The following is a 15,436-nucleotide window of genomic DNA, read 5'->3' on the forward strand; positions in this document are numbered from 1 at the left end:
TTGCAAAAGGCGTTAAAAGCAGCCTTCTACTCTTCATGGTGATGGCATTTTAATATTCGATGAGGCAGATTGCCGTGTCCTAACAGTTCGATAGGACATTCAAAATGTGCTTCCAACCATTCGGCAGAGACCTCCGTATCTGGATGGTAATCCAGTGTGCCGTTTACACAGGCAATACTTTTTACGTTTTGCAGGATGGTGCCGATATCGTGACTTACCAGCACGATGGCGCACTCTTTGTTGATTTCTTCCAACAGTGCATAAAGACGAGCCTCAAAACGCTTGTCAATGTATGTATTGGGTTCATCCAGAATGACGACTTCTGGATTGGAGACGAGTGCGCGTCCCAATAAGGCCCTTTGCAGTTGTCCGCCACTTAATTGTCCGATGGCTCTTTGTTCCAAACCTTCCAGTCCCATGCGGACAATGGTTTCCCGTACCTTGTCATGCTGTGCCTTAGAGAATGAACGGAACAATGATTTTTGTTTATTTAGTCCAGAAAGAACCACTTCGTACACTGAAATGGGAAATTTCTTGTCTATAGTGTTGTATTGGGGTAAATACCCCATTGTAATTTCACTCACTTCCTTTTCTTGATGAAAAAACTGAATTTTTCCAGCCGTAGGTTTTAGTAAGCCTAAAATAATTTTCATCAAGGTGGTTTTTCCTCCTCCGTTCGGGCCGATAACTCCAAGAAAATCCTTTTCTGCAATTTCCAGGTTGATATGTTCCAGCACTTTTTTCTGGTCGTATGCAGCGGCAATCTCAGTCAGTCTTATAAGCGGTCGGTTCATTAAGATAAGTTTTAGTTATTGTTTTTGCTCAGTGATTTGGCTATGTGAATCATTTCTTTGTTCCAGTCATAGCTTAACGGGTTGATAGGAACGATTTTTAGTCCCAGTTCCTGGGCGATTACTTCCGCATTACGCTGATCGAATTCCTGTTGTACGAATACGACTCTTACTTGTTTCTGTTTGCAAGTTTTCATCAGTTCTTGCAGATGGCTCGGTGAAGGTTCCTTTCCTCCTTCCTCGATACTGATTTGCTGCAGGCTGTAGTCTCGGGCAAAGTAACTTAATGCCGGATGGTAAATCAGGAAACAATAGTCAGCGTTCGCCAAATAGCTCTGCATTTCACGTTCGGTACGGTTGATGACTTGTTGCAGGCTGTCCAGTCGTGTCTGATAGTAAGCTTGATTGTCCGGGTCTATCTCAGACAATGCTTTGCAGATATTAGATGAAATAATACGTGCATTCGAAACTGAATTCCAGATATGAGGTTCTACTCCGTCTATATTTCCATGTGTATGGGCATGAGGATGTATTTCATGAATGAGATCTACTCCTTGTGACATATCATAGAAAGGTAGTTTGGGGGTGTTAGCTTGCAATCTTTCTGCCCATGCTTGTTCAAATCCGATATGGCCGATGCGCAAATAAGCCTTGCTTCGTGCCAGTTCGACGAGTTGCTGAGGAGTAGGGTCGTATATTTCCGGATTAGCTCCTTTGGGAACGATACTGACCACCTGGAATTTATCTCCAGCAATAGCTTCTGTGAAGAACCGTAACGGCTCAATGGTGACTGTCAGGGTGGGGGCGTTTTCTTTTCCTTGCTGTCCCGTACAAGATATAGTGAGAAGCAAGATACCTATTAAAGCAAAAAAATATTTTTTCATTTGTTTGTGCCGTAAAGTATAATACAAATATAGTAGTTTCTTTTGGTAGCGGGAGACGCATTTGTTTATTTTTAGGTTCTTTCTTTGGTTGCCCGAAGAATTTCTCTTTTACCTCCCGGAGGGCCAGGGAGTCGTTCTACGGTGAACCCAGCTGCTTGCAACATTCTCCTAACCACTCCTTTTGCGCAGTAAGTAGTTAGGATTCCACCAGGATTCATTTGGTTATATAAATTATTGAAAAGTGCTTGATTCCACATCTCTGGTTGCTTTTCGGGAGCAAAGGCATCAAAATAGACCACATCATAATATTCACTAAATGAAAAGTGAGTAAAATCATTTTCTATTTTATGTAATGTGAAATAAGGTGTTATTTTTACTTCCTGGTTCCAAGGAGCAGTGTGCAGTGCATAGAATTTCTCACATTCTTCGGGCGCAATTGTTTCTGGATAGGACAGTTTATGTACAATCTCTTCCGAAAGAGGAAATCGTTCAATGCTGGTAAAGTGAATGGCTCTTTGGTTTTTTTCTGCTTCTAACAAGGTTAGAAAGGCATTTAACCCTGTGCCGAAACCTATTTCAAATACGCGAGGATTTATTGCCTGAGAGTGGTTCAATCCCATTTGAATAAAAATATGTGCTGACTCGGTCAATGCGCCTTTCACGGAATGATAATGTTCATTCAATTCAGAAACGTATAATGTATTGCTTCCATCAGCCGTCGGTTCAAGTGTAATCATTTTTATATCAACAGTCTTTTGTTAAACAAATCTGGCTATTCTTTTGTGGAGCTATTTGTTGGGTTTTAAAAAGCTTTCCGGAAATTTCACCTCTTGTTCTGTATGATTCTTAGTACGAATCCAAGTACGGAATCCTTTTTCGCCTTCGGTCAGTTCGATAATACGAGCTCCGTTGGACAAGTTGTTATAAACCGTATTTCCACCGGTGTAGCGCCCGTATGCTAAAAGAATGCCTTGCCACATTACCGCATAATCATTGTCGTAATCATGTCCTACAAACACTCCTTCAATGTTACCCATTTCTTTCATTGCGGTGAAAAGACCTGAATTTAAGACAGGGGCACATGCTTTTTCTTTCCGGGTGCCGAACAATGCTGCATTTTCATCGGCTGCAGCCTGATTGTATTCAGGAAGAGGAATGTGGAAGAAAGCCAGCGAAGGAAGGGGAGTTCCACCGTTTGTCTGTGTATATTTTGAACTGTTCTCACGGTACCATTGAATTTGGTTGAAATCGATATAATCATATCCTCTCACGCCCTTTATCTGTGAATAAGAATGGGAATCGAATATATAAAGGATTTCAGCATTCTTCTGTCCATCGGATGATTTGATTGGCAGAATAAGTTGGTGGTACCTGAAATGCCCTTTGTGGTGGAAGTCAGGCTATAGGGAATATGTTGAATGATTTTCAATAGCTCTTCACGGGAAAGTCCTTGTTCGTCATCATGATTTCCGAAAGTTACAGCAAAAGGGATTTTTCGTTTAGATACCTGTTCCAATACGGTGCGCATTCCTTTTTCTGCGGGTTTGCCGTAGATAATATCTCCAGTAAACATTACCAAGTTTGGATTTTCAGCATTCAGCACTTCATTGATGCGTTCAATGGCTACTTCTGCGCGCGAATCATTAAAAATATAGTGTACGTCAGTAAACTGAACGATTTTAAATTTTCCGTTGGCATTAAATCTTAAGTCTTGTGCATAAGCCAGTGTGGCTATACATAACAAGTAATAGATGCAAAGAAGTTTTTTCATGTTCCTATTAATTTTTTCGAAGACGATTTTCGGTCGTTTTCGCAAAGATAGTCATATCTTTTGAGCATGAAAAATTTGCATTGGTTTTCTATCCGATGAACCGGAATACTCCCAAGGCTGTGGCTACGATGATGGCATAGCGTGCCAGTTTGCCAATAGTCATAGCAATAGTGGTAATCCATACATTGCCTCTCATAAATCCCAGTGCAATAAGTAAGGCGTCTCCAATGACGGGAAGAAAAGAGAAGAAGGCCATCCACGACCCTCTTCCGTGAATAAACCGGATGGCTTTGTCCATTTGTTTTTTGTCTACTTTGAAGTATTTTTCAATCCATTCAGTTTTGCCAATTCGCCCTATCCAATAGCAGGTAAAACCTCCGAGTGCATTTCCTGCAGTTGTGAAAAGTGTGGACCATACAGGGTCCAATCCTAATCCGATGCAGGCTAGTAGCACAACTTCCGAACTGAACGGTAGGATGGTACCGGCCAGGAATGCAGAGAGAAACATTCCCCAGTATCCCCAGTCTATTAGAAATTGAATAAATGCATCCATAAATTCATGATACATACGCAGGTCCAGATTCCAAGGGATACCCAAAGAAAGATACGGGTAAACCGGTTGAAGGTCAGTGCCAGTAAGTGACCACCCATGACGGAACCTACGATTAATGTCATAAGAAAATAAGTATTGAAATGTGAAGGCAGAAGTAGCATACAGGCCAATGTGCCTATTCCTGTAATTATCAGGACACGGAGCATAATACGCGTTTGTACCTTGTCTTGGTAACTATGCAGAATACATTCTATACTACAAATGGCTATGAATAAGATTGCAATACCTCCGGAAATTAATTGTGACAAAGAAAGAATAGAATAGTCGATTGGAGAAAAACAGGTAAGTGCTTTGAAAGGTAGCCAGGTTTCTTCCATGTTTCCAGCGTAAAGATGATAGGCCAATGCAATCCAATAAGGAAGGAGGAGACCGATGAGCCCTGCAAAGAATGTACGGAGGGTAAAAGCCCTTAAACCAATCATGTAGAAATAAATCAGCGGGATAAAGTATAGCACTTGCGGAAGTAGAAAACTGCTGATACCGAGACAGAGGAAGCTATGAAAAATAGGAACCGGAGCATATACCGATTCATAGCTTCGGAACAAATAAGAGAAAGATACGGTGAACAATAAGGGAATCCATTGCTCATGTGAATAGGCGTGCAAAAAAGGTAGCCCACTTAAAAAGAATAGAAATATGGCCGCATGAAGTGTTGTACGTGTCCGGATGAGTGAGAATGTGGTGTTCAATTCAATCAGGCAGTAGACTATAGCTCCGTGGATGGCCAAAGAAAGTAAATCTGTCTTTTCCTGATAGGTGATGCCATACATGATAAGACAGATAATAATAGTCACCGGAAGAGTTGCTCTTCCGGTGGCCAGTTCATATTGAAATCTATTTCGGGCAAGCATGTGTTACAGGTCAAACCCGATGTCTGAACGGAAATATTTTTTCTCAAAACAGATTTTACCTGCATTTTGGAAAGACTGTGCCAAAGCTTCTGCCTTGTTGGCTCCGTAAGAGCTGACAGCAATGACACGTCCTCCGGCAGTTACTACCTGTCCGTCTTTCAAAGCTGTTCCGGCATGGAATACGATACTTCCTCCTGCCTTTGCTTCTTCAATGCCTGTCATCGGGAATCCTTTTTCATAAGCTTCCGGATAGCCGCCAGATACCAGCATGACACAGACAGCTGAGCGTGGGTCAATTTCTAGTGTCTTTTCATTTAGGTTGCCCTGAGCTACTCCTTCAAACAAGTCTACTAAGTCACTCTTGATGCGCAGCATGACGCTTTCTGTTTCAGGGTCGCCCATACGGACATTATATTCGATTACCATCGGTTCACCTTTTACGTTAATCAGTCCGAAGAAGATAAATCCTTTATAATCGATACCTTCTGCAGCCAGTCCTTCTACTGTAGGACGGATGATACGGTCTTCCACCTTTTTCATCCATTCCGCATCTGCAAATGGAACCGGAGAAACAGAACCCATACCGCCTGTGTTTAATCCTTTGTCACCTTCACCGATACGTTTGTAGTCTTTGGCTTCTGGCAGGATTTTATAGTTCTTTCCATCAGTCAGTACGAACACCGAGCATTCAATACCGCTCAGGAACTCTTCGATAACTACTGTAGCAGAAGCATTTCCGAACATACCGCCCAGCATTTCTTTCAGTTCTTTCTTGGCTTCTTCCAATGTGGGGAGAATCAATACACCTTTTCCTGCGCACAATCCGTCAGCTTTCAGTACGTAGGGAGCTTTCAGGGTTTCCAAGAAAGCCAGTCCCTCTTCCAGGTTGGCTGCAGTTACGCTCTTGTATCCGGCAGTCGGAATATGATGACGCTGCATGAAACCTTTGGCAAATTCCTTGCTTCCTTCGAGTACGGCTCCAGCCTTTGATGGACCGATAACTGGTACTTGCTTCAATTCGTCATCGTTTTTGAAGAAATCATATACCCCCTTCACCAATGGGTCTTCCGGACCTACTACTACCATGTCAATGCCGTGGGCCGTTACAAACTGCTTGATACCTTCAAAGTCATCGGCTTTGATAGCCACGTTTTCGCCTACTTCACGCGTACCGGCATTTCCCGGAGCGATGTATAACTTTTCAATTTTCGGGCTTTGTGCGATTTTCCATGCCAGTGCATGTTCGCGTCCTCCTGAACCTAAAAGTAAAAGTTTCATATATGTATCTGTTTTTTTAGTCTATTATTTCAAATGGTCTTCAAAATAGCGGGTGATGTGTTCGTGCAGGTGTACACGGTCACGTCCCATCATGTTATGTCCGTCTTCCGGATAAACGAAGAAGTCCGGATGGGTACCAGCTTCAATACAAGCTCTCAGGAATGAGTAACTGTGTTGTGGTACACAAGTGGGGTCCGTACCTCCGATAATGATTTCCAGACGGCCTTTCAGGTTGCCAGCCTTCTGTTTCAGGTCGGAACCCTTGTATCCTTCCGGATTAGTTTCCGGAATATCCATATAGCGTTCACCATACATCACCTCATAGAACTTCCAGTCAATGACCGGTCCTCCAGCCACACCTACCTTGAAGATGTCAGGATAAGTCAGCATCAGGTTGGTTGTCATGAAGCCACCGAAGCTCCAACCATGTACGCCGATTCGTTCACCGTCTACGTAAGACAGTGATTTCAGGAATTCGGCACCTTTTACCTGGTCTTTCATTTCTTCTACTCCCAAATGGCGGAATGTACAGTTCTCAAAAGCCAGTCCTCGGTTGTCACTTCCCCGGCTGTCTACTGTCAGCATCACATACCCTTTCTGAGCCATGTATAAATCCCATCCTCTGGCATCATAAAAACGTGTGTTGTGGATGAGCTGTGCATGCGGTCCACCATATACGTAGATAATGGCCGGATATTTTTTGTTCGGGTCAAAGTCCACGGGTTTAATCAGGCGGTAATACAAGTCTGTTTTTCCGTCTGCCGCCTTAAAGGTACCGATGGTAATTTCCGGCAACTTAAACAGGCTGTTCATCGGGTCATCAGCTTTCAGCAATGTAGTTCCTTTCTTTCCGTTGGTAGGCAGCAAAGTGATTTCACGTCCTACTTGGAATGAAGAGAAGTTGTCAATCAGGTAAGTACCACTTTCAGAGAGTGAAGCCCGGTGCATGCCGTCTTTTTCTCCTAGTAATGTTCGTTTTCCGGTTTTTACGTTGAGGCTGAACAGATTGGTTTGCAGCGGAGATATTTCTGTGCTACCGATAATGATTTCTTTCTTTCCTGTATTGAATCCAAGAATATCCTGCACCAGCCAGTCACCTTGCGTCAAAGGAGTTACTTTCAGGTGTTCCAGATAGGTACTGCCTTCCAGTTTACCATTCTTCCATGCACTTTCTCCTTTTACTTTCGTATCCATCAGATACAAGTGGTTGAAACCGTCGCGCTGACTTTGGTAAATAAATTTACTTTCGTCCCACGGCAGGAATACCAACGGATGCTGAGGCTCTACGTATTTCGGATTCTTTTCTTCATACAATACCCCTTCTCGTTCACCTGTGGCGGCCTGATAGCATACAAGTTGGGCATGATTCTGGTCACGGTTCAGTTCGATGACATAAATATGCTGCTCATCGGGCGACCAGCTAACGTTGGTAAAATAACGGTCGGTCGGGTCACCAGCCTGAAGGTAAGTTACTTTTCCAGTCTTTACATCGTACACTCCTACCGTTACTTTGTGGCTGGTCATTCCTGCCATCGGATATTTGTCCGGCTCAAGAGTTGCGATACGAGTCGATGTATTCACCTGAGGATAGTCTGTGACCATACTCTGGTCCATGCGATAGAAAGCCAGATAGCTTCCTTTCGGACTCCAGAATGTACCTTTATAAATACCGAATTCGTTACGGTGTACAGCTTGTCCGTAAACTACCCCTTCTTCTGTTTGTGAAGGGTTAATCTGGTGACTTACCTCCCCTTCGCCGGTTACAAACAAACCGTTACCGACGGTATAGGCCACTTTGTCATTGGTTTTGCAAAAGTCAAGATTAGTAGCTTTTTCGTTCAGGCGGGATATGTTCGTAATTTTTTTCTGTCCGAAGTCATATTCCACCCAATAGCTGTTCTGTTGAAAAACTATGACTTTACGCTCTGACCAAGGCAATGAAGCTGACATCAGGCTGCGAAGCGGTTTTAGTTCGTGCGACAGCTGATAGGGCTTTTCTCCTTTTTCAATAGCTTGATTTACCTCTTTCAGTGTGACAAGTATGGTTTCCTTGCCATCTTTCAACTGAATGCTGCGAATATTTTCCACACCCGCACGTACACATACATCTCCCCACCATTGCAGTCCCGGAATGTTTTCAGGGACTAAGTTGAAATAATTGTTTCCGCCCGGAATCACATCTTCCAGTGTATAAGTTTTCTTTTCCTGGGCAAAAGTGGTGAGAGTGGTCATACAGCACAAAAAGAATAAAAAGAATATACGTTTCATGTTCTGTCCGTTTTTTAATCTTGTGAGTTACCTTCTTCCTCGCTGCGGCGTCTGTGCATGTAGCGTGGGGCAGGAGCCGCTTTTGGGCGTCCGTCGTCTGTAGAAGGACGCGGAGTGCGTGGTTTCGAATCTTCTTTATATTTGAATTCTTTACGGCGTTCACGGGTAAATTCTTTTCCGTCACCTGCTTTACGTCCGCGGAATGTTTCTTTACGGTCAGCATCTTTACGGAATCCTTCTTTACGGTCGCTGCGGAAACCTTTTTTCCGTTCTCCACGACCTCCGTCTTTGCGCTCCTTACGGCCGTATTCCACTTTTTCTCCCTGACGGCGTGGACGTGCCGGTCTTTCTTCACGTTTCGGCTTAAACTCCTTGTCACTGTTGTCGGAACGGAATTCCTTGTATTTCCCGTCAAACAACTGGTATTTACGGAACTGACATTCTAATGCTCCATTAAACAAAGGTACCTTTATAGAAGCTTTTAGTCCAATCTGGTCAAAGCATTCGTCACGGTAACTCAGAATCCAGGCGTCGTTTCCGGTGAATGCATGCTTCAAGCGTTCACCAATCATCTGGTAAAGTCCCAGCAAATCTTCTGAAGAAATACGCTCTCCGTAAGGAGGATTGGTGATGATAATACTTTTCTGTGCAGGCTGTTCAAACTGCTGGAACGGCTGGATTTTCAGGATGACATCCTTACTTACCCCTGCAGCTTTCACGTTATGCTGAGCAATTTCGTTTGCTTTCGGATTGTTGTCGTATCCGTAAATCTTATGAATAAATTCACGTTCCTGTGAATCATCGTTATAGATGGCGTCAAACAAATCCTGGTCAAAGTCTTTCCATTTCTCGAATCCGAATTCTTTACGGAATACACCCGGAGCGATATTGCGTGCAATCAAAGCAGCTTCGATAGGTATAGTTCCTGAACCGCACATCGGGTCTATCAGGTCACATTCACCTCTCCAGCCCGTCATCAGAATCATACCAGCTGCCAATACCTCGTTCAACGGTGCTTCCACCTGTTCCTGACGGTATCCTCTACGGTGAAGTGACTCACCTGAACTATCTAAGGCAAGTGTACACTCTTCCTCTGCAATATGGATGTGAATAGCCAAATCCGGGTTGCTGATACGTACGGAAGGACGGTTGCCTGTCTTTTCGCGGAAATAGTCGACTACCGCATCTTTCACTTTGTATGCCACGAATTTAGAATGACGGAATTCATTAGAGAACACTACGGCATCCACCGAGAAACTACTCATGTTGTCCAGATAGTTTTCCCATGCGATACTCTTTACGGCCTCATACACTTCGTCGGCAGTTTTCGCAGTAAAATGTTTGATAGGTTTTAAGATACGGATGGCAGTACGAAGGCAGAAATTAGCCTTATACATCATGGCTTTGTCTCCGGTGAAAGAAACCATACGTCGTCCGATTTCAATGTTGCTGGCTCCTAATTCCGTGAGTTCCTGTGCCAGAACTTCTTCCAGTCCCTGGAAGGTCTTGGCGATAAGCTCGAATTCTTGATTCATCTTAATAAAATTACGTAATTTCAGTTGATTGGGCAAAAATACGAAATTTCAGGTTGCTAGTCAACTGTGTATAAAGAAAAGATGGCTTATGAAAATGATTTTCTCATAAGCCATCTTTATCTATATAAAGTCTGTTAAATATTACCAATCTGGGTTATTGGGAGCCAAATTAGGATTGATAGAAATTTCATTGATAGGAATGGATAATAAGTAATGTTTAGGTTCTTCAAATACAGCCTGCGTTTTTACTCTTTTTCCATAAATATCCAATGCTCCTTCTGTGGTAAGGCCAAGTTCTTCTTTCATATCGTTTATTTGTTCTGTAGTATACAAACTAGCATCAGGAATAATACCAGCTCTTACTACTACACTAGCATCCAGTCGTTTACCACAAGCCCATCTTCTTAGGTCATCGTATCTATAACCTTCACCGAATAATTCAATACGGCGTTCTCTTCTGATTTCACGAATTAAATTAGCATTGCTACCCTTGATGTTTGGATATTCTTTTTCCAGTTTGGGATCAGCTACTGGATTAACGGTCAATGGATGATTGAAACCAACGCGCTTTCTGAGTTCATTGATTGTTCTTCCAAGTTCTGTATTATCCAGTACTCCTAATTCTGCTCCTGCTTCAGCACGGATTAAAAGGATTTCTCCGTATCTGAAAATGGGAGCGTCAATGCTACCTTTATGGTGGTCTGAAGAAAACTCAGATGTTTTATAGAATTTTGCAATAGCATAACCTGTAGAAGAAGAACCATCCGCACCAGTTGCTACGATATTGGCAATATTGGATGCTTTACCGTGCAAATAATATGTATATTCTCCATCTTTCGGGGTAGCTATGGTTTGCAATAATCTAGGATCTCTATTTTCTAATTCTGCAATAATTCCCGTATGTGTGGTATGTCCTGCGCATCCGCATAGTGAAATTGGTTTTCCTGTAGTTGCGCATAAATAATCTTCTACTGCGTCTCTACTTGCGCCAATAGGAGTTTCTCCTACTCCGATTTGTCGGGTAACATTATTACCTTTACCTAAAGAAGGATCGTATTCTTTAGCCAAAATTACTTCTGGATTATTATTGTAATTTTCTTGTGTAAATAATTCATGATATGCCGTTTTAGGCGAACTTCCTTTAAATATAGAGTAACCATATTCTTCTTTCATCAATTCGCCTGCAGCGTCGTATGCTTCCTGCAAGAATTTTACGTCGCCTTCTATGTTATGATATCTTCTCCATGTACCTTCAAATAAGCACATTCTGGCTTTTAGTGCGATTGCTGCATCTTTTGAAACTCGGCTTACTCCCACTTTAGATTTAGGAGAAAGCAGATTGATGGCCTTTTCAATATTTAAAAGTAAGCTATCGGCAACAAGTATTCTGGAATCACGTCCTTTATACATTTCCTCATCACCAGGGTTCAAAACTGTGGTATACCAAGGTACATCACCATACACACTTAACTTATTAAAGTAATCTAAGCATTTAAAGAAGTAGATTTCTCCTGCATATTGATTCTTTTCAGCTTGAGTTGCTGGAGATGATTGATAGTTCATCAAGAAATCGTTGCATGCACGTATATTTTCCCATTGCCACTCTGTATCCTTGGCTTCTGTAGGAGCCACATGCAAGCCAAAACTTTTTACATTATATTCCCATGTAAAAATATTATCCGATTCAAATTCTTTTTCCAGCATACCAAAACTGTAAGACAAAGGATCACCATGACCTTTTATCAGTTTTGGATAGAAGTTGTTGCAATATTGTTGTAGAGCAGTACCAGTTGCAGTAGTGAAAAACTGATCCTTTGTTACTGAGTCTAACGGCTCCCTGTCAAGGTAGTCGCAACTTTGAAAGCTAAGTGCCAACAATGTGGCATATAATATAGTTTTTTTCATAATACAATAAGCAAATTTAGAATGTAACATTAATACCAAATGAATAAGATCGGCAGAATGGATATTTCGTCATTCTTTCTTCCAAGCTACCATCATCTTTTGTATCTCCTGTAGAGTCTGGATCCAAGTATTTATATAAGCCGGTAGCTTCCCATAAGTTTTGTCCACTTGCAAAGACTTTCAATTGTGAGATACCTAATTTAGATACCCATGATGTCGGTAAAGTATAACCGATTGTCAAATCTTTCAAGCGGATATAAGATGCGTCTTGCAGGTATTTTGTTTGAATCTGACGGCTTCTCGTTGTATTTGTGGGTACTGGGAAATAGGCATTAGGATTGGTTTCACTCCATACGTCATTTATATGGGTTTCATTTAATGCACTCCACCATTGACCTGTGTATCCCCAGAAGACTGTATTGTTATCTCCTAACCATAAGTCTCTTTTCATTACACCTTCAAATAAAGCTCGGACATCAAATCCTTTCCAGTTTAATCCTAAATTGATATTGAAACGGTATCTCGGTGTCTGATTGCCGATGATTTTTTTATCACCATGGTCATTTAATTGATTTTTTCCGTAAGTAATCACACCGTCACCGTTCAAATCTGCATATTTTATATCACCAGGAAGCCAAGTTCCGCTAATTTCTTTTTGGCGTACTTTCATTGTCTCAGCTTCTGCGTCATCTTTAATGAATCCTTCGGTTACGTATCCCCAAATGTCGCCTAAACGCTGGCCTTCATAGTAGTCACCAAGGTATCCAGTCGGATTGTCATATTTGGTAATGGTTGAATAACTGTCTGAAATACCAATTCCGATGTTATAATTTAAAGTAGAACCGGCTACATCGTTGATATTGTCATTCCAGTTAAGTGTCAACTCCCAACCATTTGTTCGCATATTGGCCAAGTTTTCTTTACCTCCTGTAGATCCCATTGTAGCAGGGTAGGCTTTGGATACGACCATATCATTTGTATAACGTAAGAAATAATCAAATGAAGCAGTCAGCCTGTTATTTAATAATCCTAAGTCTATACCAAAGTTTGCAGTAGTTACTTTTTCCCATGTTACATTATTGTATGCCAGTGAAGCAGGAGTAATACCGTTAGCAAGTTTGCCGCCAATCAAATAATTTAGCTGTTTGAATCCCATCAGGCTTAAGAAGTCAAAGTTGCTGTTTGTTACCTGATTTCCTAAGCTACCTAAAGATGCGCGTAGCTTCACATTGTCGAAAATCTTTTTAGCTGGTTCAAAGAACTTTTCTTCTGAAAGTCTCCATCCCAAAGAAGCAGAAGGGAAGAATCCCCAGCGGCTGTCTGATGCATATTTTGAAGAACCGTCATAACGTCCGTTTACTTCTACCAGATATTTCCCAGCATAGTCATAGTTTAATCGGAAGAAAGCACCTTGAACTGCCCAAATGGTAGCTTCTTCTTCCAGTTTCTGTTTAGTGTTTGCCCAGTCAATAATAGGAGCATCATTCAGGTATAAGTCTGTTACATAGCCATAAAAATTGCTAGTCTTTTTACTTTCCTGGTTGTATCCTACCATGGCAGTAAAAGAATGAGATTTAGGCAATTCAAACTTATATTCAGCCCAAAGATTTAATGCCTGATAAGTGTCATCATATTTTTTTAATGAAACACCGTTAGGTTCTCCTTTGGCAATCTGTGATCCATCAGGTTGTTTCTGATAAATTGTTTTATTATGAGCGCGTTCATCTCTGAATAAACGGTTTCCTGTATAGTCTCCCTTGATAGATAATCCTTTTAATGGGGTTAAATTGAAAGATCCTGTATACCATATATCATCGTATATGTTCTTTTTGCGTCCGGCTTGTGCCAGCATTCCTGCAATATTAAAGTTGAAGTTCGAGCCTGCTACAGCTGCAAAGTCTCCATCTGGTAAGTATACAGGGATGAAGGGGAATGCACGGTAAACTTCATAATAAGGATCCTCACTTGTATAATGGTTTGAGTTTGGTTCATTTATTTCACTTCTATTATATTTTGTTCTAAATCCAATTTCTAACCAGTTTGTTACTTTTGAAGTGAAATTAAATGACATATTGATACGTTTATATGTATCTGTACCAAAAGCCAATAAGCCATCTTGCCCTTTGTATCCTAATGAAGCGTAGTATGCGGTTTTTTCGCTACCACCTCTCAAACTTGCATTATGTTGCTGCATAAAGGCTGCGTTCTTATAGAAGATATCCATCCAGTCTGTATTTCCAGCATAGGCCCATTCTCCGTTTGCTGTAAATTTGTTTCCCTGTGTGTTTTCCCATGCTGTTGGGCGAGTGGGATCTTGCATATAGGCGTCTACGGCTGCGATTAGTTCGTCGCTCCAGTATTGGGTTCCACTGGTGTTTTTAGATTCTGTATTCATCGCTCTTAGCCATTGATCTGCCGGTAAACTATGGGGTAATCTGGATGGTGTAGACCATGAAAAGTTATTATTGTAGTTGAAGGTTATCTTTTCTCCTGTTTTCCCTTTTTTAGTTGTAATTAATACAACTCCAAATGCTGCTCTAGCACCATATACAGCAGCAGAAGAAGCATCCTTCAAAACAGAAATACTTTCAATGTCTTGAGGATTAATCAATGAAATATCATTTGTTTCCACACCATCTACAAGAACGAGGGCAGAACCTCCATTTAATGAAGTTAACCCACGTACATTAATACTTGTTTCAGCATTTGGGTTACCATTGGCAAATGAAATGTTCAGGTTAGGAATAACACCTTGTAAACCTTGAGCTAAGTTAGCGATAGGTCTGTTTTCCAGTACATCACTCTCAGCCATTGCTACAGAACCTGTTAGATTTACTTTTTTTTGGGTTCCGTATCCTACTACAACAACTTCTTCTAGCGTTTTTGTATCGTCTTCTAGTACGACTGAAATTGGAGTTCCTTTCCATACAACTTCTTTGGTTAAATAGCCCACAAAAGAAACTTGAATTACGGCTCCTTTTTCTACATTCGGAAGCTCAAAATTTCCATCAAAGTCAGTGATAGTACCAATTGTTGTGCCCTTGACCAATACAGATGCACCAATAACACTTTCACCAGACGCATCTTTTACAACTCCTGAGCACGTTGATTTTTGTTGTACAATGTCTGAATTAGCCATTATGGATGGCTGTTCTGCATACAGCAGCTGTGTGGTTCCACCAATAGTTAGTAGTAACGCACCTAGTAATTTCAGTTTACTCATAGTTCTTAAAATTAAGGTATATAGAATTTATTGATAATTTTCAATAGATTCGGTATTAGATTGGTTAACTAAATTGTACATAATTCTATATGTTTGTATAGGAATATATTCTTTATGCATTCCAAACTGAATTCAAATATAAATGTATATTTCTAAATATCCAAAATTTTACAACTATATATTAAAAGAAATTATCTGAAGTTTATATTTTTGGCAATAGTTCGTTAAAAATTCGCCAAGCCTAAGCGGCTCTGGCAGTAAATAAAATGAGTTCTTTGAAAAGTTTGTCAATAACTTGCATGTCTGGGTTAATCCCG

The 15,436-nt window shown here is 41.2% G+C and carries 10 protein-coding genes and 1 pseudogene; all 11 read right to left on the bottom strand.

Going from position 1 to position 15,436, the window contains the following annotated elements:
• Positions 1-26: 26 nt before the first annotated feature.
• The 11 genes and pseudogenes from WKT20_RS13910 to WKT20_RS13960 all read right to left on the bottom strand — a co-directional run bounded on the left by WKT20_RS13910 (position 27) and on the right by WKT20_RS13960 (position 15,119).
• Complete coding sequence (locus tag WKT20_RS13910) at positions 27-794, bottom strand: metal ABC transporter ATP-binding protein (RefSeq protein ID WP_118244425.1); 768 nt, start codon at positions 792-794, stop codon at positions 27-29.
• Positions 795-805: 11 nt separating this feature from the next.
• Positions 806-1,675 carry a metal ABC transporter solute-binding protein, Zn/Mn family gene (locus WKT20_RS13915; RefSeq protein WP_117702940.1) on the bottom strand — a complete coding sequence of 290 codons (870 nt, stop codon included), beginning with the start codon at positions 1,673-1,675 and terminating at the stop codon, positions 806-808.
• A gap of 71 nt (positions 1,676-1,746) precedes the next feature.
• Entirely contained in the window at positions 1,747-2,409 is a 663-nt protein-coding gene (mnmD, locus tag WKT20_RS13920; protein WP_118166081.1) for a tRNA (5-methylaminomethyl-2-thiouridine)(34)-methyltransferase MnmD, read from the bottom strand.
• A gap of 54 nt (positions 2,410-2,463) precedes the next feature.
• Positions 2,464-3,446: pseudogene (locus WKT20_RS13925) on the bottom strand (metallophosphoesterase family protein).
• Between the two features lie 88 nt (positions 3,447-3,534).
• Entirely contained in the window at positions 3,535-3,999 is a 465-nt protein-coding gene (locus WKT20_RS13930) for a YqaA family protein (RefSeq protein ID WP_007560155.1), read from the bottom strand.
• On the bottom strand, positions 3,975-4,910 hold the full coding sequence (locus WKT20_RS13935; RefSeq protein ID WP_117702939.1) for a hypothetical protein: 936 nt from the start codon (positions 4,908-4,910) through the stop codon (positions 3,975-3,977). The genes WKT20_RS13930 and WKT20_RS13935 overlap by 25 nt, the downstream gene beginning before the upstream one ends.
• Positions 4,911-4,913: 3 nt before the next feature.
• Positions 4,914-6,188 carry a phosphoribosylamine--glycine ligase gene (gene purD / locus WKT20_RS13940; protein WP_117702938.1) on the bottom strand — a complete coding sequence of 425 codons (1,275 nt, stop codon included), beginning with the start codon at positions 6,186-6,188 and terminating at the stop codon, positions 4,914-4,916.
• Between the two features lie 24 nt (positions 6,189-6,212).
• A complete protein-coding gene (locus WKT20_RS13945; RefSeq protein WP_270653842.1) occupies positions 6,213-8,456 on the bottom strand; it encodes a S9 family peptidase in 2,244 nt (747 codons plus the stop codon).
• Between the two features lie 14 nt (positions 8,457-8,470).
• On the bottom strand, positions 8,471-9,991 hold the full coding sequence (locus WKT20_RS13950) for a THUMP domain-containing class I SAM-dependent RNA methyltransferase (RefSeq protein ID WP_117702936.1): 1,521 nt from the start codon (positions 9,989-9,991) through the stop codon (positions 8,471-8,473).
• Between the two features lie 141 nt (positions 9,992-10,132).
• Positions 10,133-11,896, bottom strand: a complete 1,764-nt coding sequence (locus WKT20_RS13955; protein ID WP_340417531.1) for a RagB/SusD family nutrient uptake outer membrane protein — start codon at positions 11,894-11,896, stop codon at positions 10,133-10,135.
• 16 nt (positions 11,897-11,912) lie between these two features.
• The gene (locus tag WKT20_RS13960) at positions 11,913-15,119 is read right to left on the bottom strand and encodes a SusC/RagA family TonB-linked outer membrane protein (protein ID WP_445323288.1); all 3,207 of its coding nucleotides are present in this window, start codon (positions 15,117-15,119) and stop codon (positions 11,913-11,915) included.
• Between the last annotated feature and the right edge of the window lie 317 nt (positions 15,120-15,436).

The organism is Phocaeicola sp. ICN-14070, from assembly GCF_037892625.1.
Lineage (GTDB): Bacteria > Bacteroidota > Bacteroidia > Bacteroidales > Bacteroidaceae > Phocaeicola > Phocaeicola plebeius.